Source organism: Methylobacterium sp. A54F (assembly GCF_053346035.1).
In genome coordinates this window covers 153,134-177,235 of record NZ_JBKFBF010000009.1, presented here as the reverse complement: position 1 = coordinate 177,235, position 24,102 = coordinate 153,134, and the positions used below count along the sequence as shown (strand labels likewise).

At 70.5% G+C, this 24,102-nt stretch carries 24 protein-coding genes; 7 read left to right on the top strand and 17 right to left on the bottom strand.

The window, feature by feature from the left end; genetic code table 11:
* Positions 1-17 precede the first annotated feature (17 nt).
* The 3 genes from plsX to ACLBXP_RS16405 form a co-directional block, all read right to left on the bottom strand.
* Positions 18-1,052, bottom strand: a complete 1,035-nt coding sequence (plsX, locus tag ACLBXP_RS16415; RefSeq protein WP_447668811.1) for a phosphate acyltransferase PlsX — start codon at positions 1,050-1,052, stop codon at positions 18-20.
* A 131-nt stretch (positions 1,053-1,183) separates the two neighbouring features.
* Complete coding sequence (locus ACLBXP_RS16410) at positions 1,184-1,693, bottom strand: YceD family protein (RefSeq protein ID WP_447668809.1); 510 nt, start codon at positions 1,691-1,693, stop codon at positions 1,184-1,186.
* Complete coding sequence (locus ACLBXP_RS16405; protein ID WP_447668808.1) at positions 1,690-2,238, bottom strand: ubiquinol-cytochrome C chaperone family protein; 549 nt, start codon at positions 2,236-2,238, stop codon at positions 1,690-1,692. The genes ACLBXP_RS16410 and ACLBXP_RS16405 overlap by 4 nt, the downstream gene beginning before the upstream one ends.
* Positions 2,239-2,419: 181 nt before the next feature.
* Between ACLBXP_RS16405 and ACLBXP_RS16400 the strand changes: the two genes are divergently transcribed.
* Positions 2,420-2,917: an outer membrane protein assembly factor BamE gene (locus ACLBXP_RS16400; RefSeq protein WP_447668807.1), complete on the top strand. Its 498-nt coding sequence runs from the start codon at positions 2,420-2,422 to the stop codon at positions 2,915-2,917.
* 29 nt (positions 2,918-2,946) lie between these two features.
* Here the strand turns inward: ACLBXP_RS16400 and ACLBXP_RS16395 are convergent, their stop codons facing one another.
* From ACLBXP_RS16395 to ACLBXP_RS16380, 4 genes are all read right to left on the bottom strand, one after another.
* The gene (locus tag ACLBXP_RS16395) at positions 2,947-3,636 is read right to left on the bottom strand and encodes an HAD hydrolase-like protein (RefSeq protein WP_447668805.1); all 690 of its coding nucleotides are present in this window, start codon (positions 3,634-3,636) and stop codon (positions 2,947-2,949) included.
* A gap of 9 nt (positions 3,637-3,645) precedes the next feature.
* A complete protein-coding gene (locus ACLBXP_RS16390; RefSeq protein ID WP_447668895.1) occupies positions 3,646-5,532 on the bottom strand; it encodes a PAS domain-containing protein in 1,887 nt (628 codons plus the stop codon).
* 161 nt (positions 5,533-5,693) lie between these two features.
* Positions 5,694-6,785, bottom strand: coding sequence for an alkene reductase (locus ACLBXP_RS16385; RefSeq protein WP_447668804.1), 1,092 nt, complete (start codon positions 6,783-6,785; stop codon positions 5,694-5,696).
* A gap of 195 nt (positions 6,786-6,980) precedes the next feature.
* On the bottom strand, positions 6,981-9,128 hold the full coding sequence (locus ACLBXP_RS16380) for a sodium-translocating pyrophosphatase (RefSeq protein WP_447668802.1): 2,148 nt from the start codon (positions 9,126-9,128) through the stop codon (positions 6,981-6,983).
* A 399-nt stretch (positions 9,129-9,527) separates the two neighbouring features.
* Between ACLBXP_RS16380 and ACLBXP_RS16375 the strand changes: the two genes are divergently transcribed.
* The gene (locus ACLBXP_RS16375; protein WP_447668800.1) at positions 9,528-9,830 is read left to right on the top strand and encodes a hypothetical protein; all 303 of its coding nucleotides are present in this window, start codon (positions 9,528-9,530) and stop codon (positions 9,828-9,830) included.
* A gap of 4 nt (positions 9,831-9,834) precedes the next feature.
* On the opposite strand, the gene thiL is transcribed toward ACLBXP_RS16375, so the two are convergent.
* The 9 genes from thiL to ACLBXP_RS16330 form a co-directional block, all read right to left on the bottom strand.
* Positions 9,835-10,830 carry a thiamine-phosphate kinase gene (gene thiL / locus ACLBXP_RS16370; protein WP_447668799.1) on the bottom strand — a complete coding sequence of 332 codons (996 nt, stop codon included), beginning with the start codon at positions 10,828-10,830 and terminating at the stop codon, positions 9,835-9,837.
* Entirely contained in the window at positions 10,827-11,288 is a 462-nt protein-coding gene (gene nusB, locus ACLBXP_RS16365) for a transcription antitermination factor NusB (RefSeq protein ID WP_447668797.1), read from the bottom strand. Before nusB ends, thiL begins: the two co-directional genes overlap by 4 nt.
* On the bottom strand, positions 11,285-11,779 hold the full coding sequence (gene ribH / locus ACLBXP_RS16360; protein WP_447668795.1) for a 6,7-dimethyl-8-ribityllumazine synthase: 495 nt from the start codon (positions 11,777-11,779) through the stop codon (positions 11,285-11,287). The genes nusB and ribH overlap by 4 nt, the downstream gene beginning before the upstream one ends.
* A gap of 101 nt (positions 11,780-11,880) precedes the next feature.
* Positions 11,881-12,528: a riboflavin synthase gene (locus ACLBXP_RS16355; RefSeq protein WP_447668794.1), complete on the bottom strand. Its 648-nt coding sequence runs from the start codon at positions 12,526-12,528 to the stop codon at positions 11,881-11,883.
* On the bottom strand, positions 12,489-13,670 hold the full coding sequence (gene ribD, locus ACLBXP_RS16350) for a bifunctional diaminohydroxyphosphoribosylaminopyrimidine deaminase/5-amino-6-(5-phosphoribosylamino)uracil reductase RibD (protein ID WP_447668793.1): 1,182 nt from the start codon (positions 13,668-13,670) through the stop codon (positions 12,489-12,491). The genes ACLBXP_RS16355 and ribD overlap by 40 nt, the downstream gene beginning before the upstream one ends.
* Complete coding sequence (gene nrdR / locus ACLBXP_RS16345; protein ID WP_447668791.1) at positions 13,667-14,203, bottom strand: transcriptional regulator NrdR; 537 nt, start codon at positions 14,201-14,203, stop codon at positions 13,667-13,669. Before nrdR ends, ribD begins: the two co-directional genes overlap by 4 nt.
* A 124-nt stretch (positions 14,204-14,327) precedes the next feature.
* Positions 14,328-15,632: a serine hydroxymethyltransferase gene (gene glyA / locus ACLBXP_RS16340; RefSeq protein WP_447668790.1), complete on the bottom strand. Its 1,305-nt coding sequence runs from the start codon at positions 15,630-15,632 to the stop codon at positions 14,328-14,330.
* A gap of 420 nt (positions 15,633-16,052) precedes the next feature.
* The gene (locus ACLBXP_RS16335; protein WP_447668789.1) at positions 16,053-16,235 is read right to left on the bottom strand and encodes a hypothetical protein; all 183 of its coding nucleotides are present in this window, start codon (positions 16,233-16,235) and stop codon (positions 16,053-16,055) included.
* 241 nt (positions 16,236-16,476) lie between these two features.
* Positions 16,477-17,781: a L,D-transpeptidase family protein gene (locus ACLBXP_RS16330; protein WP_447668788.1), complete on the bottom strand. Its 1,305-nt coding sequence runs from the start codon at positions 17,779-17,781 to the stop codon at positions 16,477-16,479.
* A 242-nt stretch (positions 17,782-18,023) separates the two neighbouring features.
* Between ACLBXP_RS16330 and ACLBXP_RS16325 the strand changes: the two genes are divergently transcribed.
* From ACLBXP_RS16325 to ACLBXP_RS16305, 5 genes are all read left to right on the top strand, one after another.
* Positions 18,024-18,383, top strand: coding sequence for a hypothetical protein (locus ACLBXP_RS16325; protein WP_447668787.1), 360 nt, complete (start codon positions 18,024-18,026; stop codon positions 18,381-18,383).
* A gap of 66 nt (positions 18,384-18,449) precedes the next feature.
* The gene (locus ACLBXP_RS16320) at positions 18,450-19,004 is read left to right on the top strand and encodes a copper chaperone PCu(A)C (RefSeq protein WP_447668785.1); all 555 of its coding nucleotides are present in this window, start codon (positions 18,450-18,452) and stop codon (positions 19,002-19,004) included.
* A gap of 51 nt (positions 19,005-19,055) precedes the next feature.
* Positions 19,056-20,123 carry an acyltransferase family protein gene (locus ACLBXP_RS16315; protein ID WP_447668784.1) on the top strand — a complete coding sequence of 356 codons (1,068 nt, stop codon included), beginning with the start codon at positions 19,056-19,058 and terminating at the stop codon, positions 20,121-20,123.
* 70 nt (positions 20,124-20,193) lie between these two features.
* On the top strand, positions 20,194-21,306 hold the full coding sequence (locus ACLBXP_RS16310; protein ID WP_447668782.1) for an NAD(P)H-dependent flavin oxidoreductase: 1,113 nt from the start codon (positions 20,194-20,196) through the stop codon (positions 21,304-21,306).
* A complete protein-coding gene (locus tag ACLBXP_RS16305) occupies positions 21,303-21,632 on the top strand; it encodes a DMT family transporter (RefSeq protein WP_447668781.1) in 330 nt (109 codons plus the stop codon). Before ACLBXP_RS16310 ends, ACLBXP_RS16305 begins: the two co-directional genes overlap by 4 nt.
* A gap of 25 nt (positions 21,633-21,657) precedes the next feature.
* On the opposite strand, the gene ACLBXP_RS16300 is transcribed toward ACLBXP_RS16305, so the two are convergent.
* On the bottom strand, positions 21,658-24,081 hold the full coding sequence (locus tag ACLBXP_RS16300) for a penicillin-binding protein 1A (protein WP_447668780.1): 2,424 nt from the start codon (positions 24,079-24,081) through the stop codon (positions 21,658-21,660).
* Positions 24,082-24,102 lie beyond the last annotated feature (21 nt).

Below are 24,102 nucleotides of genomic sequence, written 5' to 3'. Positions count from 1 at the left end.
TCAGGGCCATGCCGACCTCACGCCGACACGACGGCGGGCGTCTGGTCGAGCATCTCGCGGATGGTGCGCATCAGGTCGTGCCGGGCCATGTCGTGGGCAAGGTCGATCGCCGCCGCGAAGCCGTGCGCGTTCTCGGATCCGTGGCTCTTGATGACGATGCCCTCCAGCCCGAGGAAGACGCCGCCGTTGGCCCGGCTCGGGTTCATCTTCTCCCGCAGGGCCGTGAAGGCCTGCCGGGCGAAGAGATAGCCGATCTTCGCCGAGAGCGTGCGGCTCATCGCCGAGCGCAGGTAGGTCCCGATCTGCTTGGCGGTGCCCTCGGCGGTCTTCAGGGCGATGTTGCCCGTGAAGCCCTCGGTCACCACGACGTCGACGGTGCCGCGGCCGAGATCCGTTCCTTCCACGAAGCCGTGGTAGGCGAAATTCGGGAGTTCCATCTCGCGCAGGAGCCGGGCAGCCTCCTTCACGGCCTCGTTGCCCTTCATCTCCTCGGTCCCGACGTTGAGCAGTCCGACCGTCGGACGGTCGAGATCGAACACGATGCGGGCCATCGCCGAGCCCATCACGGCCATCTCGACGAGGTGCTCCGCATCCGTCCCGATGGTGGCGCCGACATCGAGCACGACGCTCTCGCCACGCACGGTCGGCCACAGGCAGGCGATGGCTGGGCGCTCGATGCCCGAAAGGGTCTTCAGACAGATCTTGGACATCGCCATCAGCGCGCCGGTGTTGCCGGCCGAGACGCAGGCGTCGGCATGCCCATCCCGAACGGCCTGGATCGCCTGCCACATCGAGGATTTGCCGCGGCCCTGCCGCACCGCCTGGCTCGGCTTGTCGTCCATCGCCACCGCGACCGTCGTGTGGCGGATCTCGACCGCCCCCGTCAGCCGGGGCTCGGCCGCCACCAGCGGACCGATCACGGCCTCGTCGCCGAACATCAGGAAGGTCGTCTCGGGATGGCGCTCGCGAGCGATGGCCGCGCCGGGCACGACGGTCGACGGCCCATGGTCGCCGCCCATGGCGTCGAGCGAGATGCACACGCGTTGGGGCATTGTGTCTGGATCGCAGCCTCTTGCGATGGGGCGCCGCCGGGGTATTCGTGTCGCTGGATTTCAAACCCCAGCCGGCGGGGCGGAAAATAGCGATCCACGCCCCGTGGGCAAACGAAATCTCGCCCGGTCGTTCAGTCCGCCTCGCGGCGCAGGCTGCGCAGGGCCGCGAGCGGCTTCTCATCCTCGCCGAAGCTCGCCTCCTCGAAGGCGACACCGGGCTTGCGCGGATAGGGGTCAAGACCGAGTGCCAGAAACTCCGCCGTGAGGGTGCCGAAATCGATGCGTCCACCGACGATCGGATCCGGCACCTCGACGTCCTCGGCGTCGGTGCCCGCGAAACGGTCGGGGTCGGTGAACTCCACCTCGACCGGCTCGCTGACTGCAGCCTCGAACGGTTCGAGGGTGACGGTGCAGACCTGTGTGACGAGGGCCTCGACCCGCCCGGTCACCACGAGGCGGCTCGCGCTGCCCGAGATATCGAACCGGCCGACCAAGCCGCGGATGGCCGGAATCCCGAAATCCGCAGCAAGGGCCTCACACTCGGCCTGGGTCGCCTCGACGGTCACGGCGCCTGGCCCGTTGCGCAGTCGCTCGATATTGATCGGCCTGGACAGGGGGCCGGTGGCGTCGGGGCGCTTCATGCCGTTTCTCCGAAAGGAGCGGGCTCGGGAAAGTGCGGCCCCTGCTCCGTGATCGTCGCGAGGTCGGCGGCATCGAGGGCCTCGCTCACCGCGACGACGTAAGCGGCAAGCCCAGCGGCGGCGTCGGGATCGTCGCGCCCAAGCACGTTCCGGGCGAGCGCCGCGCGCAATGCGCCGACGTCGCCTGCGTCGAGCGCCGCATCGTAGCCCTCCGCACGTCCGTAGAAGGCGGCGCCGAGCTTCTTCATCCGCTTCGGTACACCGAAATCGCCGACGCCGAGCTCGCGCAGCGCCGAGTCGAGCTGCAGGAAGACCGAATTCACGAGGTCCTGCGCGATATCCCCGGCAGGCTCGGGCAGCCGGTTGAGACGGCGAAGCACCAGAATGACGTGCAGGCACAGGGCCTCGAACCGGCCCTCCACGGTGTCCGGCACGCCGAGCCGCGTGAACAACGCGGGTCGGCGCGCCGCGTCGTTGATGCGTCGATGCAGGGTCTCGATGATGCTGCGGCGGGCATTCCCACGCCGGAAGAACTGTCCGATCATCCTGGTTTCCGTGGCCGCGACCGCCGCACCTGTGCGTCGCCGCGGCGGTGTGGCGGCGCTTGCCTTGTCAAAGCCATAACCCCGCGGTACGGCAACCTACGGCCAAGGTGCAAGGGTCCCGCGGGGCACTCGCTGTCGTTGCCGAGAACGCATTCGTCCGCGCAAGGATCAAGGGGGGCCGATGTCGCGCCGTCTCGTTTCGTCGCTCTCTCGTCTCGCCCTCGTCGGCCTCGTCGGCGCCGGCCTGTCCGGCTGCATCGGCGAGGAGCTGCGCCACGGCTACCAGATCGACCAGGCGGCCCTCGCGACGATCAAGCCCGGCATGGCGCCCGAGCAGGTGCTGCAAACCCTCGGCACGCCCTCGACTGTCTCCACCGTCGGCAACAAGTCCTGGTACTACATCTCGCAGAACACCAGCCGCACAGTCATGTTCCTCGGTGAGCGCGTGGACGACCAGAAAGTGACGGCGGTGTACTTCACCCCCGGGTTCAAGGTGGAGCGCGTCGCGCTCTACGGGCTGCAGGACGGGCGCGTGTTCGATTTCATCGAGCGCACGACCCCGACGAGCGGTCAGGACCGCGCATTCCTGAGCCAGCTGTTCCGCGGTCTGACGCGCTACGAGCCGTTCGGCTCCGGGTCCGGCGCAAGCGTCGTGCCGGGCGCCAACCGCGGCATGTGACGGCAGCGCCCTTTCGCAAGGGCGTCGCCTCAACCGGTCACCCGCGGCTCGGCCGGCGCTCCGTCCGCGGGTTCCTCCAAGGCGAAGAGCGCGGCGATCTCGCAGGGGTCCTCGAAGAAGTATTCGGGGATCGTCGCCCGCAGCGCGCCCGGTGCCGTGTAGCCCCAGGCTACGCCGCCGAAGTCGCATCCGACCGCGCGGGCGGCCTCAGCATCCCGAAATTCATCACCGACGCAGAGGACGCTCTCCGGTGCGAAGCCCGTGCGACGCAGGAGGGCGCGCAAGCGTCGGGCCTTGCCGAAGACGGAGGCACCGCAGGCGTAGGACCGAATGCGCGCGGCATGATGGGGTCCGAGCGCGCGCCGGACGTTGTCCTCAGTGTTCGAGCTGAGGACGGCGAGGTCCACCCCGCATTCTCCCAGCCGATCCAGCATCGCATCGATGGCGGGGAAGAGGCGCAGCGCGTTGGGATCCCGCGCTGCGAGGCGATGCATATGGCGGGCGATGAAAGGAAGCTTCCAGCGCGGCACACCCAGGCGGTCGACGATTGCGCGCGCACTCAGGTGGCGCAACGCATCGATCTCATCGGGTTCAACGCGCCGGAAGCGGTAGCGATCGGCCACGCCGTTCAGAACACTGCAGAACCAAGGAAAGCTGTCGGCAAGCGTGCCGTCGAAATCGAGCACGATGAGACCGTAGGCACATCGCGCCGTCGCCATGCGGCGGCGTCAGAAGCGCAGGTTCGCGAGCGGCGCGGTCAGGCGCATGACGAGCCCGTCCGGCGACCAATCGTGCTCCAGCGTGCCGTCGAGCTGCCCGGCCACGCTGCGTTCGGCGAGGACCGTGCCGAAACCGCGCCGCGTCGGCTTGCCGGATATCTGCGGTCCGCCGGTCTCGGCCCAGGTCAGGGCGTAGCGCCCATCCACGACGCGGCCGCTGAGGGAGACCCGGCCGCCCTCCGCCGAGAGGCCGCCGTACTTCACCGCGTTCGTCGCCTGCTCATGCATGATCAGGGCCAGCGCCGTCGAAGCGCGCTCGCCGACCTCCGCGTCGTCGCCCGACACCGAGATGCGCTCCATCCCCTCCTGCCGGTAGGCCGCCATGATCAGGCGCATGAGACCGAGCACCGTCTGCCCCTGGACGCTCGGGGCGCTGTCCGGGGAGTGAGGCCGGACGTATTCGTGCGCCTGCGCCAGCGCGTTGAGCCGCTCGCGAAAATCCGCCACGAAGCTGCGCGCGGCCGGATCGCTGCGCCCCGTCAGGGCCGCGATGCCGCCGACGACCGCGAAGATGTTCTTGATCCGATGGGACAGCTCGCGGATCAGCAGCGTCTGAGCCTCCTCCGCGCGCTTTCGCTCGCGCAGGTCGCGGGTCACCGTCGCGTAGCCGATGCGGACGCCCGCGGAATCCTGCACCGGGAAGATCGTGTAGTGGACGGCGATCGGCTCACCGGTCTGGAAATGCCGGAAGGCGAGCTCGCCTTCCCACCAGCCGTCGCGGCGCACGGCGGGCAGCACTTCGGCCTCGACGATGCTGCGGCTCGCCGGCATGAAATAGTCTGCGATGCGGGTCTGGGGCGTCGCGGAGAGGTCCGCGAGCCCTACGAGGCGCAGTCCGGCTTCGTTGAGGTGCAGGACGCGACCGTCCTCGGCAGCGACCCCGATAAAGTCCTTCGACGCCGCGACCACGGCGGCGAGCTTGCGGGCCTCGGCCTCCGCGCGCTTCAGATCCTCGATGTCCGTGCAGGTGCCGAACCAGCGCTCGATGCGACCCTCGGCGTCACGGATCGGCATGGCCCGCCCGAGGGTCCACCGATACCCGCCGCTGTGATGCCGGAGGCGATACTCGATCTCATAGGGCTCGCCCGTCGCGAGCGAGTGCCGCCAGCGCGACCAGGCGCGCTCCTGATCGTCAGGATGGAACATCCCGTTCCAGCCAACCCCATCGGTCGAGCCGTAGGGCACCCCGGTGAATTCGTACCAGCGGTCGTTGTAGTAGTCGTGAAACCCGTCTGGCAGGGTCGTCCAGACCATCTGGGGCATCGCCGCCGTCATCACCCGGAAGCGGCGCTCGCTTGCGGCGAGTTCCGCTTCGCGAACGGCGACCTGCGCGAGCGTGCGCCGCTGGGCGAGCAGCGTGGAAACCTGGCGGGCCAGCGTGCAGAGGGTAGCCGCCTGTGCGGTCGTGAGGCCGTCCGGCCGCGCCGTCCGGTCGAGAACGCAGAGCGTGCCGAGGGGAACGCCGGCGCTGCGGATCACGGCCCCCGCGTAGAAGCGATAATGATCCGGTCCCGAAACGAGCGCGTTACCGCTCGTCCGGGGATCGGCCGTCATGTCCGGGATGACGAGTAGGTCGCCGGCCTCCAGTGCGATGGCACAGACCGAGCGGTCGATCGGCATCTCACTGCAGCCCGCGCCGATTTCCGCCTTGAACCACTGGCGGCCGGCATCGACGAAGCTGACGAGAGCGACCGGCGCCGCGCAGACGTAGGCTGCGACCTGGACGAGGTCGTCGTAGGCAGCCTCAGGCTCGCTGTCGAGGATCTGAAGGTCGTGCAACTCGGCAAGGCGCTCAGCCTGCGTGAAGCCGTGCCCGCCGTTCGCACCGGGTCCCATCGCGGTCAAAGAGCAATCATCCTCCGCCGTACGCCGGTGACATAAGTACCCACTCACGAATTGCCCAGCATGGAGCACGCATGTTTGAGCACCCAAGTTTGAGCACGAACGAAGCCCCGGCGGTTCACACCGCTGGGGCTCGGCTCCGGCGCGTCAGCGGATCAGGCGGCCTTCGAGGCGCTCAGGGGCGGGTAGTCGACGTAGCCTTCGGGGCCCTGCGAGTACCAGGTCTTGGCGTTGTCCTTGTTGAGGGGAGCGTCCTGGGCGAGTCGGTCCGGGAGGTCGGGGTTCGCGAGGAATGTCCGGCCGAACGCGATGGCATCCGCCTCGCCGGCATCGAGGGCGGCCTGCGCGCTTCGGCCATCGTAATCGGAGTTGAGGATGAACGTTCCGCCGAAGGCCGCCTTCATGGCCGGCGCGATGGGCGGATGATCGGCCTTGCCGAAGGTGCCGTTCGGACCCGGCTCGCGCAGCTCCAGGAAGGCGATCCCGATCCTGCCGAGGGCCGCGGCTGCCGCCGTGAACAGCTCTTCCGGATTGGAATCGTTGACGCCCTGGATCTCGCCGTTGGGCGACAGACGAACCCCGGTGCGCTCCGGACCTGCGATGCCGGCGACCGCGCGGGTCACCTCCTCGAGGAGGCGGATGCGATTCTCGATCGAATCGCCGTACCGGTCGGTCCGCCGATTGCTGCCGTCCCGCAGGAACTCGTCGATGAGGTAGCCGTTCGCGGCGTGGATCTGAACGCCGTCGAAGCCGGCGGCCAGGGCGTTCCGGGTGGCCCGCTCGTAGTCGGCGATCAGTCGGGGGATCTCGTCGGTCTCGAGGGGGCGTGCCTCCGCGTAGGGCTGCTTGCCCGCATAGGTGTGCGCCTGATCGGGTGCCGTGGTGGCGGAGGCGGAGACGGGCTTCTCGCCGGCCAGGAAGTCCGGATGTACGAGGCGCCCCATGTGCCAGAGCTGCGCGACGATGCGGCCGCCCGCGTCGTGCACCGCCTTCACGACCGGCTTCCAGGCTTCGACCTGCTCGTTCGTCCACAGGCCGGGCGCGAAGGGCCAGCCGAGACCCTCCTGCGTGATGCCGGTCGCCTCCGAGATGATCAGGCCCGCGCCCGCACGTTGGCTGTAGTATTCCGCCATGAGCGGCGTCGGGACGTGCGCACGGGTCGCACGGCCGCGGGTCAGCGGCGCCATGAAAATGCGGTTCGGCGCCTCGATGGCACCGACGCGGATGGGATCGAACAGTGAGGGCATAGGGACTCCGCAGACATCGCCGCCGCGCCAGCGCGGCTTCCGCCGGTCGTTTCGTGCCGGCGGGTCGAGTTCGCGGAGTAAGGTGGGGCCAAGCGGACCTTGTGCCAGGGCCCTGCGGGTGCGCGGCCGCACATGGTTGCGCCGCCGCGGAAGGCGACCGTCCCCACCCCTGACGGGCGGGGACGGCGTCGGTTCTCAGCTGTGGGCCAGCACCGCCAGCAGAAGCAGGGCGATGATGTTGGTGATCTTGATCGCCGGGTTCACGGCGGGGCCCGCGGTGTCCTTGTAGGGGTCACCGACCGTGTCGCCGGTGACGGCGGCCTTGTGGGCGTCCGATCCCTTGCCGCCGTGGTGGCCGTCCTCGATGTACTTCTTGGCGTTGTCCCAGGCGCCGCCGCCGGACGTCATCGAGATGGCCACGTAGAGGCCGGTGATGATCACGCCGAGCAGCATGGCGCCGACCGTCGCGAAGGCCTGGCCCTTGCCCGCGATCGCCTGGATCACGAAGAACAGCACGACCGGAGACAGCACCGGCAGCAGCGAGGGGATGACCATCTCCTTGATGGCGGCCCGGGTCAGCATGTCGACGGCGCGGCCATAATCCGGCCGGTCGCGTCCCTCCATGATCCCGGGCTTCTCCCGGAACTGGCGGCGCACCTCCTCGACCACGGCACCGGCTGCGCGGCCCACCGCCGTCATCGCCATGCCGCCGAAGAGGTAGGGGATGAGACCGCCGAGCAGGAGCCCGACGACGACGTAGGGGTTCGAGAGGGAGAAATCGACCGTCAGGCCCTGATAGAACCGGTACTGCGTCGGGCTGGCGTTCGCGATGAAGTAGTTCAGGTCCGACGTGTAGGCGGCGAAGAGCACCAGGGCGCCGAGGCCCGCGGAACCGATCGCGTAGCCCTTGGTGACCGCCTTCGTGGTGTTGCCGACCGCATCGAGGGCATCCGTCGACTTGCGCACCTCGGAGGGGAGGCCCGCCATCTCGGCGATGCCGCCGGCGTTGTCGGTGACCGGACCGAAGGCATCGAGGGCCACGATGAAGCCCGCGAGCGCCAGCATGGCGGTGACCGCGATGGCGATCCCGAACAGGCCGGCGAGCGCGTAGGTCGCGATGATGCCGGCGACGATGACGATAGCCGGCAGCGCCGTCGACTCGAGGGAGATCGCGAGGCCCTGGATCACGTTGGTGCCGTGACCCGTGACGGAGGAATCCGCGATCGACTTCACCGGACGGAAGTTCGTGCCGGTGTAGTACTCGGTGATCACGACGATGAGCGCCGTGATGACGAGCCCGAGCACCGCGCAGCCGAACAGGGCGCCCGAGGTGAAGGTCAGACCGGTGTTCGTGCGGAACTCGGTGCCGAAGCCGCCGAACAGGGTGAAGTTCACGATGGCGACGGCCACGATCGAGAGCATACCGGCGACGATCAGGCCCTTGTAGAGGGCCCCCATGATCGATTGGTTGGCGCCGAGGCGGACCGCGTAGGTGCCGGCGATCGAGGTGACGATGCAGGCTGCGCCGATGGCCAGCGGGTAGAGCATCATCGCTTCGAGCACGTTGCGACCGCCGACATCGCCCTGACCGGCGAAGAAGATCGCGGCGAGGACCATGGTGGCGACCGCGGTCACCGCGTAGGTCTCGAACAGGTCGGCCGCCATGCCGGCGCAGTCGCCGACATTGTCGCCCACGTTGTCGGCGATGGTGGCGGGGTTGCGCGGATCATCCTCCGGAATGCCGGCCTCGACCTTGCCGACGAGATCGCCGCCGACATCCGCACCCTTCGTAAAGATGCCGCCGCCGAGACGGGCGAAGATCGAGATCAGCGAGGCGCCGAAGCCGAGGGCGACGAGCGCGTCGATGACCTCGCGGCTCGCGGGCTGCAGGCCGGCGCCGCGGGTGAGGTAGGTATAGTAGAGGGCGACGCCGAGGAGTGCGAGGCCGGCGACCAGCATCCCGGTGACGGCGCCCGACTTGAACGCGACCTCGAGGCCGCCGCCGAGGGAGGTGGAAGCCGCCTGCGCGGTGCGGACGTTGGCGCGCACCGAGACGTTCATGCCGATGAAGCCGGCGACGCCGGAGAGCACGGCGCCGATCAGGAACCCGATCGCGACCTTGATGCCGAGGAACCATGCGAGTGCGACGAACAGGATGACGCCGACGACGCCGATCGTCGCGTACTGGCGGCGCAGGTAGGCTTGCGCGCCCTCCGCGATCGCACCGGCGATCTCCTGCATGCGCTGCGTGCCGGCGTCGCGCTTCATCACGTCGTTGATCGTGACGATACCGTAGGCGACGGCGCAGAGCCCGCCCAGGATAATCAACAGCAATGCGGTCATTCGTCCGTCCTTGTTCGGGTTTGCCTGGCGTTGGCTTGTCGTTGCCGAGCTTGGCCGGGCGGCCATGGGACGTAATGCTCGGATCTGTGCGCTCCTCCCCGGAACCGCGTGCTCTGATTGCCAAACTTCAGGCTTGAGCGCAAACGCCGTCTCGCGTTGCGAACACGGGGCTTTGCTGCAGTGCAGTATAGATCGTCCCGGTTTCGCGCTTAGACGGTCCAATCATTGATTCGGGATATTTTGATCGCGAGGTCGGGTGAGCCGCTGCGGCCCGAGCCCGCCGGCCGCAGCCAACGTTCACGAGCGCCGGCGGAGCTTACGTCAGGCTGCATGTTGCGCTAGCTAGGTTGCAAGCTAAACGCTTGCTAAATCTTCGGTTGGCGCAGGCAGGATGATGGCATGAGCAGTGACCAGGTTGCCCGGCTCGCCGCAACGATCGAGGTGCTGACGAGCGCCGTCCAGTTCCTAATCGCCGAGCGGATCAACCAGCAGCCGGAGGACCTGCGGAGCGACCTGCTGCGCGTCCTCCAGCGCTCCCTGTCGACCCCGAGCCGGCGCGACGACGCCTTCAGCGGCAAGGCGGCGCTCACGCAGGCCGACCTTGCCATGTGGATGCCGATCATCGCGACGGGGATGATGGACGACGTGCGCGCCCAGCTCGGACTGCCGCCGGAGCCGGCGCCCCATCTCGGCCGAGGCTGATCCGTCAGAAGTGACGGAAGGAGCCGCGGGCGAACGACGCCCGCGCATTTGATGCATCGATGAACCGGACGCCGTCCCCCGTGGTGACGACCCCGACATCGGTGACGGCGACGCCCGACGCCGCCGCTTCAGAGGCGAACACTGCCGCTGCCTCGGGCGGAACGCAGCAGAGCAGCTCGTAATCGTCGCCACCCGTGAGCGCCGCCTCCCGGAGCCCTGGATCCACCGCGACGACGGCCTCCGCCGCCGCGGAGAGCGGCACCTGCGCGAGAGACACGTCGGCGCCGCGTCCCTCGCCCCGCAGCATCTTGGCGAGATCGCCCGCGAAGCCGTCCGAGACGTCCATGGCGGCGCGGGCGTGGCGCCGGAGCACCTCGGCCAGGGCGAGACGCGGGCGCGGATGCAGGTAGCGATCGAGGAGATGGGACCGGTCGGCATCCGTTAGGCGGCCCGCCCAGAGCGCGCCCGGCGCGAGGCGTAGCCGGAGGCCGAGGGCCGCGTCACCGATCGTACCGCTCACGAGGATGCGGTCCCCCGGGCGGGCCGCCATGCGGGGCACCATGGTCCCCGTCGGCACCTCGCCCACGGCGGTGACGCCGATCAGCGCGGGGCCTGCCGCGCGCACGGTATCGCCCCCGAGCAGGGGTATGCGATGCGAAGCACTCGTCCGCGCGAGGCCGTCCACGAAGTCGGAGAGCCAGGCTTCCGTCCAATCGTCGGGCAGGCCGAGCGTGAGCAGGAAACCGCGGGGCCTCGCCCCCTTGGCGGCAAGGTCCGAGAGGTTCACGCCCAGCGCCTTGACGGCGACCGAGGCCGGCGGATCGTCGGGGAAGTAGTGGACGCCCGCGACGATCGCGTCCGCCGTGAGAACGAGATCGTGGCCGGGGCTCGGCGTCAGCACCGCGGCGTCGTCCCGGAGGCTGTCCGCACCGGGTCCGGCCAGCGGCGCGAAGTATCGCGCGATGAGCGCGTCCTCTGAGGGCCGCGCCGCGCCGTTCACGTGGGCAGCGCCAGCTCGCTCGCCCGGGTGCCACGGGCCACCTTGTCCAGCACGGCGTTGACGAGGCCGGGCTCGTCCCCCGTGTAGAAGCTGTGCGCCACGTCGACGTACTCGGAGATGGCGGCTCGAGCCGGAACGTCGCGGCGGAACATCAGCTCGTAGGTACCGGCCCGCAGGATCGCGCGGAGCACAGCCTCCAGCCGCTTGAGCGGCCAGCCCTGGGACAGCGCCTTGTCGATCTGCGGGTCGATCGCCCGCTGTTCGTCCACCACGCCGCGCAGCAGATCGCGGAAGAACGCGGTCTCGGCCGGCGGATGGGCGATGCCGTCCACCTCCCGGCCGATCCAGAAGGCCTCGAACTCGGCGAGCGCTTCGAGGACGCCCTTGCCGGAGATCTCCATGTCGTAGAGGGCCTGCACCACCGCGAGGCGGGCGCCGCTGCGCTCGCTGGTCTTCATCGGGCCTCCGCCGCCTGCTTGAGGGCGAGCACGGCGAGCGCCGCCTCGGCCGCGCCGGCTCCCTTGTTCATCTCCGCGACCCGCGCCCGCGCGAGCGCCTGCACCTCGGTCTCCACGGTGAGGATGCCGTTGCCAAGCGGCAGGCGGAGGTCGACCGAGAGGTCCATCAGGGCCCGCGCGCTCTCTCCCGCCACGATGTCGTAGTGGCCGGTCTCGCCGCGGATCACGCAGCCGAGGGTCACCACCGCATCGTAGGGATCTCCCGCCCGCTCGGCGGCCTCCACGAGAATGATCACGGTCGCGGGAATCTCGAGGGCGCCGGGCACCGTGACGATCGTCGCGTGCGCGCCGGCCGCCTCGATCGCTCCGCGCGCACCGGCGAGCAGCTCATCGGCGATCTCGTCGTAGAATCGGCCCTCGACCACGAGGACCCGGGCGCCCCGGAGTGAGGGCGCCGGCTCGCGGCGGGCGGTCGGTGCGGTCGATACCATCGTGGCCTGCAGGTCGGTCCGGCCGTCGTCCGGACGAGGTGGCGAGCCCTAGACCGAAGCCCCCCGCGCCGCAAGGCGCGCGACGGCCGGTGCGCGCTCGCTCAGGCCGCCGTCGCATCCACGGCGGCACGCCGCTCCGTGAGGCGGGCCGCGTAGCGGGCGATCAGGTCGACCTCGAGGTTCAGGCGGTCGCCCTCCCGCCGCTCGCCCCAGGTGGTGACTGCCAGGGTGTGGGGAATGAGAAGGACCGAGAAGAGATCGTCCTCGACCCCGTTGACGGTGAGCGAGGTGCCGTCGAGGCAGACGGAGCCCTTCTCGGCGATGAAGGCCGCGAGTTGGTGCGGGGCCCGCAGGGTGAAGCGCTCGCTCGCGCCCCAGGCCGCATCGCCGCCCGTGACCGGCTCCCGCGCGACGATCTCGGCGAGCCCGTCCACGTGCCCCGTGACGAGGTGACCGCCGAGCTCGTCGCCGATCCGCAGGGAGCGTTCCAGGTTGATCCGGGTGCCCGTCCGCCACTGTCCGACCGTTGTCCGCGCGAGTGTCTCGGCCGCGGCGTCCACCGCGAAGATCGCCCCGCCCTCGGCGGGGACGACCTCCACCGCCGTCAGGCACGGACCCGAGCAGGCGATCGAGGCGCCGAGCGCGATGCCGGCCGGATCGTAGGCGGAGCGGATGGTCAGGCGGCGCAGGCGCTCGTCGCCCGCAACGCTCACGACCGTTCCGACGTCGCTGACGAGGCCTGTGAACATGCAACTCTCCGCTCGTAGATGGACGCCTCGTCCGGGCCGAGCCGCCGGCACTCCGTGCGCGTGAAGTCCGCGGCGAGGCGCGCCCGCAGGGCCGGCCCGACCGCGGGAAGGCCGCCGGCCGCTCCGAGGAGCGCTGGGCCCGTGACCAGGGTGCAGGTGTCGAGGAGATCGGCCTCCGCCAGGGCGTCCGCAAGGGCGGGACCGCCCTCGCTGCAGATGCGCGTGAGGCCGCGGGCGGCGAGTGCGGCCAGCGCTTGCCCTAGATCCACGCGCCCGGCCGGGTCGGCGCCGACGCGCAGGACCGTGACGCCGAGGGATTCGAGGGCCCGCTTCGCATGGGCGGGGGCGCTGCGCGTCGTGACGACCAGCGTCGGGACGTCGTGGGCGGTGCGAACCAGGCCGCTCGACGGCGGCAGGCGCAGGCGCGCGTCGAGCACGATACGCTGCGGCGAGCGACCGCCGAGCCCCGGGAGGCGCACGGTCAGGGACGGATCGTCGGCACGCGCCGTGCCGATCCCGACCATGATGGCGTCCGCGTGGGCGCGCCAGAGATGCACGGCGCCGTCGGCGGTTCGTCCCGTGATGCGCAGGCGCTCGGAGCCGGCGGCCGCCGCGAAGCCGTCCCGGGTCTGCGCCAGCTTCAGGCTCACCGCCGGGCGCCCGAGGGTCACGCGCGTGATGTGACCGAGGTGATCGCGCAGGGCCTCCGCGCGGCGGATGCCCGTGGCGACCGTGATGCCGGCCTCCCGCAGGAGGCGGTGACCGCGTCCCGAGACGCGGGGGTCCGGGTCCTCGATCGCCGTCACCACGCGCCGGATGCCGGCCGCGATCGTCGCGTCGGTGCAGGGCGGCGTGTGCCCGTGGTGCGAGCAGGGCTCGAGGGTCACGTAGAGGGTCGCGCCCCGCGCCGCCTCCCCTGCCATCGCCAGCGCCGCGGGCTCGGCATGGGGTCGGCCGCCGTCCGCCGTGGCGGCGAGACCGACGATGCGCTCGGCGCCGGGCTCGCCCGCCACCACCACGGCACCGACCGAAGGGTTCGGCCAAGTCCGGCCGAGGTTGCGCCGGCCGATCGCCAGGGCGAGCCCCATGAAGCGATGGTCGCGGGCATCCGCCTCGGCCGACGCGTCTGCCGGGGCGCTCACGTCTTGGTGCGCGCCTGACGACGCCGGGGCGGCCCCTCCGACGTACCCTTGCCCGGCACGTCCTCGGGGGCCGCCGCGAGGTCCGCACCGCTGAGGGTGCCGAGGAGCTCCTCGAAGTCCTTGGCCTCCCGGAAGTTCTTGTAGACCGACGCGAAGCGCACGTAGGCGACGTCGTCGAGGCCCTTGAGGGCGGCCATCACGAGTTCGCCGATGCTCTCGCTCGTGACCTCGGCCTCGCCGCTGCTCTCGAGCTGGCGGGTGAGGCCGCTGACGAGGCGCTCGATCCGGTCGGGATCCACGGCGCGCTTGCGCAGCGCCACGTCGATCGAGCGGTGCAGCTTGTCCCGGTCGAACGGCACGCGCTTGCCCGAGCGCTTGAGCACCACAACCTCGCGCAGCTGCACGCGCTCGAAGGTGGTGAAGCGGCCGGCGCAATCCGGGCACACGCGGCGGCGGCGGATCGCGGCTCCATCCTCGCTCGGGCGCGAGTCCTTCACCTGGGTGTCGGAGCCGCCGCAATACGGACAGCGCATCGGGTGGGGGCCTCGGGGTGACGGCAAAGCGGCCGCGGATCGGGGATCCGCGTCCGCTGCGTATCGTGGTTCGCGACGTTTCGGAAGTCCGGGCGGAGCGGTGGGCCCCGCGGCGGACGCGCGATCAGCCGTAGATCGGGAAGCGGTCGGTCAGCTCGTGGACCCGGCGCTTCACGCTGGCCTCGACCTCCGGATCGCCGCCCTCGCCCTTCGCGGCGAGGCCGTCGAGCACCTCGCAGATGAAGCCGCCGACCTGCTTGTACTCGGCGACGCCGAAGCCGCGCGAGGTCCCGGCCGGGGTGCCGAGGCGGATGCCCGAGGTGATGGTTGGCTTCTGCGGGTCGAACGGCACGCCGTTCTTGTTGCAGGTGATGTCGGCCCGCGACAGGGCGGCTTCCGCCGCCTTGCCGGTCAGGCCCTTCGCCCGCAGGTCCACCAGCATGAGGTGGTTGTCGGTCCCGCCCGAGGTGATGGCGTAGCCGCCCGAGATGATGGTGTCGGCGAGCGCCTTGGCGTTCTCGATGACCTGCCGCGCGTAGATCTTGAACTCGGGCTTGAGGGCCTCGCCGAAGGCCACCGCCTTGCCGGCGATGACGTGCATCAGCGGACCGCCCTGGAGGCCCGGGAAGATCGCCGAGTTGAACTTCTTGGCGAGCGCCTCGTCGTTCGTGAGGATCATGCCGCCGCGCGGGCCGCGGAGGGTCTTGTGGGTCGTCGTGGTGGCGACGTGGGCGTGCGGGAACGGCGAGGGATGGACGCCGGCGGCGACGAGGCCCGCGAAGTGGGCCATGTCGACCATGAAGTAGGCGCCGACCGCGTCGGCGATCTCGCGGAACTTCGCGAAGTCCCAGTGGCGCGGATAGCCGGAGCCGCCGGCGATGATCACCTTGGGCTTGTGCTCGTGGGCGAGGCGTTCGACCTGCTCCATGTCGATGCGCATGTCATCCTCGCGCACCGTGTAGGAGACCGGCTTGAACCACTTGCCCGAGACGTTCGGGGGCGCGCCGTGGGTGAGGTGGCCACCGGCCGCGAGGTCGAGACCCATGAAGGTATCGCCCGGCTGCATCAGGGCCATGAACACGCCCTGGTTCGCCTGGGAGCCGGAGTTCGGCTGCACGTTGGCATAGCCGCAATCGAACAGGCGCTTGGCACGCTCGATGGCAAGGTTCTCGGCCACGTCCACGAACTGGCAGCCGCCGTAGTAGCGACGGCCCGGATAGCCCTCGGCGTACTTGTTCGTGAGGACCGAGCCCTGAGCCTCGAGCACGGCGCGGGAAACGATGTTCTCGGAGGCGATCAGCTCGATCTCGTGCTGCTGGCGGCCGAGTTCCTGCTCGACGGCCTTGGCGACCTCGGGATCGGCATCGGCCAGCGACGCGGCGAAGAACGTGTTCGAGAAATGCTTGTCGGCAGCAGTACCGGCGCTCATGGAAGGCCTCTGTTCTTGTACGGGTGACGCACCCGGCTGACCCGTCGGCGTGCACGGGCGGGCGTTCGAGGGTGAATTACTACACGGGCGGGCGCGAGCCGCCAAGCACAGGGGAATTTGCCGCGCCCGTGAAAAAGATTTTCGGGACGGCCCCCGGCGCCGGCGCGGCGCATCGGAAAACGGGCGTTTGCGGCTGCTTCGACGCTACGGAACTCGGCATCGGTTCCGGGTGACGGCCACCGACGCTGGATCGGGCTGCGAGGCCGGGGTCGTGTGCGGGATGAGCGAGCCGGCCGCGTCAGTCCGCGGCCCGGACGCGATCCATCGAGGCGGCATCGCCTGCCATCAGGGCCATGCCGGTGAAGCGGGCACCGCGCGCCCGCACGCCAGTGCCCGACGAAATCAGAATGCCGCGGCGCCTCAGCGACGCGCTTCCTTGAGCTCACGGGCGACGGCCTCGAAGCGCTCGTCGCCACCCTCGGCCCGGCTGTCGCGGAGCCGGCGCCCCTGCTTCGCCCGGTTGGCGTTCGCGATCCACCGCGCGACGCCGCTGGAATAGCCCCGGCGTGCCAGCCATCCGGGTACGCGCCTGTCCTGCGCCATCGTCCGCTCAACCCCACCCATCGGGACGCGCAGTCCCGTGCGGGCGGAAGGTTAATGGGTCGGTGCCGGCACTGGAATGTCTGTGCGTCCGAAAAACTGGTCCCAGCGTCTCAACTTTTGCGCGCAATTATTGCCGTTGCATCCCCAAGGTGCATTAACGCGGAAGCCCGCACCTCTCGGCGCGGGCTCCCGATCGTCCTGACGCCGGTATCCAGGCGGAACCGGCGGTTACGGCGACTGCTCAGTTCTCCTCGTCGCCCGGCTCGAAGCTCTGCGGCGCGGTCGATTCGGCGCTGGCGACAGGGGTCGGCGCCGAGATCGTCGAGGGCACGTTCACGCCGTCGCGCTTGTAGATGTCGTCCCGGAACTGCACGAGGCCGTCCGGCGTCGCCCAGGCGGTGATGTAGGTCCAGTAGACCGGCACCGGCTGGGTCAGCGTCGCGTCGATACGCTGTCCGCTCTCGATCGCGTGCTCCACCTGCTCGCGGCCCCAGCCGGGCGTGTCCTTCAGGAGCCAGGTGATGTACTCGCGCACGTTCTGCACGCGCACGCAGCCCGAGGAGATGAAGCGGAAATCGTCGCCGAACACGCCCTTGGTGTTCGTGTCGTGCATGAACACCCCATAGGGATTCGGGATGTTGATGCGCACGATGCCCATCGAGTTGAAGTCGGCGCCCGAATCCTGCCTGTAGGTGTAGCGCGTGCCTTCGTCAGAGAACCAGTTCACCGACTTCGGCGAGATCTCGCCACCGCCCGAGAGGATGCGGATCTTGTTGTCGGTGAGGTAGTTCGGATCCTTCTGCATCTTCGGGATGAGGTCCTTCTTCACGATGGAAGCCGGGACCGTCCAGGTCGGGTTGAAATTGATCTGGGTTGCCTTGGTGTTCATGATCGGCGACTGGCGGTCGATCTTGCCGACGCCGGCGGCGTGCAGCGTCACGACCTGGCCGTTCTCGACCGTCTGCACCAGCGCGGCCGGGATGTTGGTGATGACGAAGCGGTTGCCGAGGTTGCCCGAGTAGGAGCGCAGGCGGATCGCGTTGATCTCGAGCTGGCGCAGGCGGATCTCGGCCGGGACGTTCATGGCCTGCTCGGTGGCGAGGCTCATGCTGCCGGTCTGGCTGAGGCCGTGGCGGGCCTGGAAGCGCTTCACCGCGGCGGAAACGTAGGAATCGTACACGCCGCTGGTGCCCGCGACCGCGTCGAGGTCGCCGGTGACGATCAGGCGCTGGCGCACCGCCGCCACGGCGGGGCCGCGGCCGCCGATGCGGAGCCGGTCGGCGCCGGAGACCGGACGCCAGCCACCGCGGGCGACGATGTCCTTATAGCGCTCGACCATCTGCTCGGTGGCCGCCACCGTCTGCGCCGACAGGATCGGCGTCGACGAGCGCTGCACCTGCATGGCGGCCGGCGAGGCGTAGTCCTGCGCCCATTCGGCCTGGGCATAGCCGCCGGCGTCACGGGCGGCGGCCCCGTGCCCGACGAGCGCGGCGGTGGCGAGGAGGACGAAGCCGAGCGAGCGGCGGGCGGGGGCCTGTGTCAGCATCGATGCGCGTGCTCTGGTCCGTAGCGGAGGCGGGAGGCGGCCGGGCGCCCGTCGCGGGCACCGCGCATCCCCATGCCCCCAGGGTGTCGGGGTACGGTTAAGACTCCATGTTCCTCGGGCCAGATTGTGGCGTGCCCGTGCGGCGGCGCACGCGGCGCGCGGGTGCGGCCCGCCCGCAACAAATCCGGGCGCGCTGCCCTGCCCGATGGCCGCGGCCGGACCGATCGCGTAGAGGTGTCGGCATGGCTCGCGGAATCGGCAGGACGGGGCAGGCGCGCGCGGTCATCGCGGTGATCGCGCTCTACGCGTTGACGATGCAGGCACTCCTCGGCGGCCTGCTACCCGTGCTGCATGCCGGGCCCGGCGCCCTGATCTGCCTCGGCCCGGCGGGCGACCCGCCGCCGGAGGGGCCGGCCCACCCCATCGATTGCTGCACCGCTGCGCAGCCCGCCGGAAGCGCCGCGGCGCCCCGCCCGGGCGCCGTTCCGCTCGCCCGGGCCCGGCGCTCCGCGGAGCCGGTCGCCTGGATCTCGGCGGGAGGCCTGCCGGCTCGCGGCCCGCCGCGGTTTATCGCCCATCCGCGCGGGCCACCGAACGCCTGAAGTTCTCCGCTCGACATCGCGGCTCGATATCCGAGCCCGGATCCCTTCAGACGATCGGACTGCTCCATGACACGCTGCACGCGCCCCTGTCTCCTCGCGGTAATCATCGCCACGTCGATCCCCACCCTCCCCCACGCCGCCCTCGCGCGGGAGGAGGGCGCCCCCGGGCTCCTCATCCTGGCGGCCGGACAGGCGGGTCCCGTGAGGGCCGGCGACCTCGCCATCGAGACGCCGTGGCTGCGCGCCACGCCGAACGGGGCCACGGTGGCGGGCGGCTACGTCCGCATCACCAATACCGGGTCGCAGCCGGACCGGCTCACCGGCGCCGCCATTCCGGCCGCGGAAAAGTCCAGCGTCCACACCATGTCGATGGACAACGGGGTGATGAAGATGGCGCCGCTGGACGGCGGCCTGCCGATCAAGCCGGGGGAGACCGTCGAGCTGAAGCCGGGTGGCCTCCACCTGATGTTCGAGGCGCTCAAGGCCTCGCTCAAGGCCGGCGACGTCGTAAAGGGCAGTCTGACCTTCGAGCGGGCCGGGACCGTGCCGGTGACCTTCACGGTCGCGCCGATCGGCGCGCAAGGCCCGGGCGGGGCGGCCGGCGGCCACCAGCACCACTAGGGTCTGTCCGCCGGGCGGCCGATACCGACGCAAGCTCACGGGGAGGCAGGCGTGCTGGCGGAGGGACCGGAACGGGAGCCGCGGGTCCTCAGTGTCCTCCAGGCGGGGCGCGCCCTCGCGGCCCTGGCGATCGTCGCCTATCACTCGGCGATCGCGACGCGCGACTTCGCCGGGACGATGCCGGAGGGTGCGTTCCGGCTCCTGGAGCGCGGCACCTTCGGGGTCGATTTCTTCTTCGTGCTGAGCGGCTTCATCATTCTGCACGCGCACGGGGACGATGCCCGCACGGGCACGGCGGCGCGCGCCTACGTGCTGAAGCGTGTGACCCGCATCTACCTGCCCTACTGGCCGGTCGCGCTCGCGCTGATCGGACTGTACCTCGCCTTGCCGGGGGTCAGCGGCTCGCAGCGGTCGTGGAGCCTGCTGACCTCCCTGACCCTTCTTCCCACCGGCGCGCCGCCGGCCCTCGCCGCGGCCTGGACGCTCGTCCACGAGATGATGTTCTACGCCGTGTTCCTGGCCTTCTATGCCGTGCGGGGCTTCCCCCTCCTCATCGCGGCCTGGGTCGGGCTGATGCTCGCCGGCATGCTGGCGGGGCTGGAGACCACCTACGCGGCGCCGACGCTCGCGAGCGTCCTCGCGCCCATCAACCTCGAATTCGTCGCCGGGATGCTCGCGGCCCATGCGGTCCGGCGGCGGCCGGGCGCCCCGCCGTTTCCCCTGCTCGTCCTCGGAGGCATCGGGCTCGCGGCCTTCTTCGGGCTGGGCGTCGACCCGGCGGGGCCGTTGCGGCCCCTGTTCGGCGTGGCGGTGGCCCTCATGGTCGTCGGCGCCGTGCGGCTCGAACGGGCCGGGCGTCTGCGCGCGCCGGGCTGGCTGATCGGGCTCGGCAACGCGTCCTACGCGATCTACCTCGTCCACAACCCGGTCGCGTCGTTCGCGGCACGCCTTGCCGGGCGCTTCGAGCCCCTGCGGGCCTGGCCGCTCAGCCTGGCCCTCTGCATCGGCCTCGGCGTAGCGGTCGGAATCGCCTATCACCTGGCCTACGAGCGGCCGGCGCTGGCGCTGGTTCGGCGGCGGGCGCGGCGCGAACCGCACGCCATCGAGCGGACGGTCTGAGGCAGGGGGCGCCTCCGAACGGCCGGTTCTCGTCGCAGCTCCGCCCGTGAGACCCCAGGGAGACTTCGAGATGCCGCAACCGCTCCTGGATCGCCTCGGCCTGTCGATCCCGGTGATCCAGGCACCGATGGCCGGGGTCGCCACGCCCGCGCTCGCGGCCGCCGTCTCGAACGCGGGCGCCCTCGGTTCCCTCGGCGTTGGCGCCACGGACGCGACCGGCGCGCGAAGCATGATCGCGGAGACGCGGGAGCGCACCGCCCGGGCGTTCAACGTCAACCTCTTCGTCCATGCCACCGCCGAGGCGGATGCCGGGCGCGAGGCCGCCTGGCTCGACGGACTGGCGCCGCTCTTTGCCGAGTTCGGCGCCGTGCCGCCCGCTGCGCTGCGGACGATCTACACGAGCTTCGCGGACGACCCGGACATGCTGGCGATGCTGCTCGAGACGGTGCCGCCCGTGGTCAGCTTCCATTTCGGGCTGCCCGCCGCGGAGGTGCTGTCCGCCCTGCGGGATCGCGGCATCCTGCTCTTGGCGACCGCGACGAGCCTCGACGAAGCCCAAGCCATCGAGGCGGCCGGCCTCGACGCGATCGTGGCCCAGGGGATCGAGGCCGGCGGCCACCGCGGCGTCTTCGATCCCGAGGCTCCGGACGACGCGCTCGGCACCCTGGCGCTGACCCGGCTCCTGGTGCGCCGGACCGGACTGCCCGTGATCGCGGCGGGCGGCATCATGGACGGGGCGGGGATCTCCGCCGCGCTCGAACTCGGCGCGGTGGCCGCCCAGATGGGCACCGCGTTCATCGCCTGTCCGGAGAGCGCCGCGGACGACGGCTACCGGGCTGCGCTGACCGGACCGGGCGGGTGGCACACGCGGCTGACGCCGCTGATCTCCGGACGTCCGGCGCGCGCGCTCGCCAACCGCTTCACCGCCTTGGCGGAAAGCCTCGGTGGCGCGCGCGTCCCGGCCTACCCGATTGCCTACGATGCCGGAAAGGCATTGCACGCCGCCGCCAAGGCGCGCGGCGAGCATGGATTTGGCGCGCATTGGGCGGGCCAGGGCGCGCCGCTGGCGCGGGCGATGCCGGCGGCGCACCTGATCGCCACGCTCCGGGATGAGTTGCGGGAGGCGCGTCCGTCCGCGGCCCGTCCGGCCGAGCACGGCGGCGCGCAGGCAGACGGGCGGTGAACTGGCTCTACCTGGCGGTGGCGATCGTCGCCGAAGTCTGCGCGACCTCGGCCATGAAGGCGACGGAGGGCTTCTCGCGCCCGTGGCCCTCGCTGCTCACGATCGGCGGATACGCGATCGCGTTCTTCTTCCTGTCGCTGACGCTGCGGACGATCCCGGTCGGCATCGCCTACGCGATCTGGTCCGGAGCCGGGATCGTCCTCGTCTCCGGCGTCGGCTGGCTCGTCTACCGGCAGACCCTCGACGGGCCGGCGCTTCTCGGCATCGGCCTGATCCTGGCCGGCGTGCTGGTGCTCAACCTGTTCTCAGATTCCGCCGCGCATTAGGCGCGGCGGACGGTCTCCGGCTCGCCTAGTAAAGGCCCCCGGCCTGCGCGGCGCGGTCGGCGTCGGCCGGGACGGCGGCCGGCTGGCCGGCATTCGCGGGCTGGGCCACGTAGGCGTCCGGCGGTGCGGTGCCGGGCTTGAAGGCCTCGAGGATGGTGCCGCCGCCCTCCCCTGAGCCCGCGCGCATGCCCGAGGCCGCGCTGACGCGGATCAGCTTGATGCCCGGCGGCACGCGGAACGGCGTCGGCGGCTTGTCCTTGAGGGCGACCTTGAGGAAGTCGAGAGCGATCGGCGCGGCGAGGCCGCCGCCGGTGGCCCGGTCGCCCAGCGAGCGCGGCTTGTCGAAGCCGATGTAGATGCCGACCGCGAGGTCGGGCGAGAAGCCCACGAACCACGCGTCCTTGGCGTCGTTCGTCGTGCCGGTCTTGCCGGCGAGCGGCTTGCCGATCTGCTTCAGGATCGTGGCGGTGCCGCGCTGGACCACACCCTCCATGATCGAGACCATCTGATAGGCGGTGAGCGGGTCGAGCACCTGCTCGGAATCATCCACCAGCTTCGGCTCGTCCTGACCGGACCACTTCTCGGCGTCGCAGCCCACGCACTTGCGGTTGTCGTGCCGGTAGATGGTCTCACCGGTGCGGTCCTGGATGCGGTCGATCAGGGTCGGGCGGATGCGCCGGCCGCCGTTGGCGAGCATCGAGTAGGCGGTGACCATGCGCATCACCGTGGTCTCGCCGGCGCCGAGCGACATCGGCAGCACCGGCAGCAGGTCGTCGTAGACGCCGAAGCGGCGGGCATACTCGGCGATGAGCGGCATGCCGACATCCTTGGCGAGCCGCACGGTCATCAGGTTCTTGGAGTGCTCGATCCCGTAGCGGAGCGTGTGCGGGCCGCCGGACTTGCCGTCGTAGTTCGAGGGCGTCCAGGCCTCCTGGCCGGGCCCGGCCTCGATGGTGATCGGCGAGTCCTGCACGATGGAGGACGGCGTGTAGCCGTTGTCGAGGGCGGCCGAGTAGACGATCGGCTTGAAGGACGAGCCCGGCTGGCGCATCGCCTGCGTCGCCCGGTTGAACTCCGACTCGTCGTAGGAGAAGCCGCCCACCATGGCGTGCACGCGGCCGGTGTAGGGGTCCATCGCGACGATGGCGCCGGAGACCTCGGGCTTCTGGCGCAGCCGGTACTGGCCGCGGCCGCCATCCATGGCCTCGACGTAGATCACGTCGCCCGCCGTGAGACCGCCGTTGCCGCGGCCCGTCCAGCGCAGGCCTTCGGGAGGAATGGTGCCGGTCTCGCGCTCCTTGGAGACCATGCCGGCGGCCTCGCGGCGGGGCTGCAGGCCGATCTGCACGCCGCCGGCCGTCGAGAGCACCACGGCGAGGCGCCAGGGCGCGATGTCGCCGGGCGCCGGCACCTCGGCCACCGCCATGCCCCAGTCGCGGCCGGTCAGGTCGACCTTGGTCTGGGCGCCGCGCCAGCCGTGCGACTGGTCGTAGCGCACGAGGCCGTCGATGAGCGACTTGCGGGCCCAGGCCTGCATCTTCGGGTCGAGCGTCGCGCGCACCGAGAGGCCGCCCTCGTAGAGCTTCTTCTCGCCGTAGCGCTCGGAGATCTCGCGGCGGACTTCTTCCGTGAAGTAGTTGGCGTTGGCCGCGTTCGGGAAGGCGACGCGCGGGTTGACGCCGAGCGGCATCTTCTTGGCCGCCTCGGCCTCCTCGCGGGTGATGTAGTTGTTCTCCGCCATCAGGCGGATGATCTCGTTGCGCCGGTCCAGCGCCGCCTGCGTCTTGCGGTAGGGGTGATAGTTGTTCGGCCCCTTCGGCAGGGCGGCGAGGTAGGCCGCCTCGTTGATGGTCAGCTCGTGGACGGACTTGCCGAAATAGTCGAGCGCGGCCGCCGCGACGCCGTGCAGGTTGCGGCCCGGCACGATCGTGCCGAGGAAGATCTCGTTCAGGTAGAGCTCGAGGATCTTGTCCTTCGAGTACGCCGCCTCGATCCGCAGCGCGATGAGCGCCTCCTTGATCTTGCGGTCGTAGGTCTGCTCGGCCGACAAGAGGAAGTTCTTGGCCACCTGCTGGGTGATCGTCGAGGCGCCCTGCTTCTTGCCGCTCTTGGCGTTGGTCAGCACCGCGCGGACGATGCCCTCGGGATCGATGCCGCCGTGCTTGTAGAAATTCTTGTCCTCGGCCGACAGGAAGGCCGCCACCACGATCTTCGGCATCGCCTGGATCGGCAAGTAGAGCCGGCGCTCGCGGGCGTACTCGGCCAGCAGCGATCCGTCCGAGGCGTGGACGCGGGTCATCACCGGGGGCTCGTAGTTGGCGAGCGCCGCGTGGTCCGGCAGGTCCTGGCTGTACTTCCAGTAGAAGTACGCCCCGCCCGCCGCGGCGACCAGGAACAGCACGGCCGCCGCGCTGAACAGGAACCCGAAGAAACGAAGGATGATGCGCATCCGGTATCCCGCCCGTCGGCT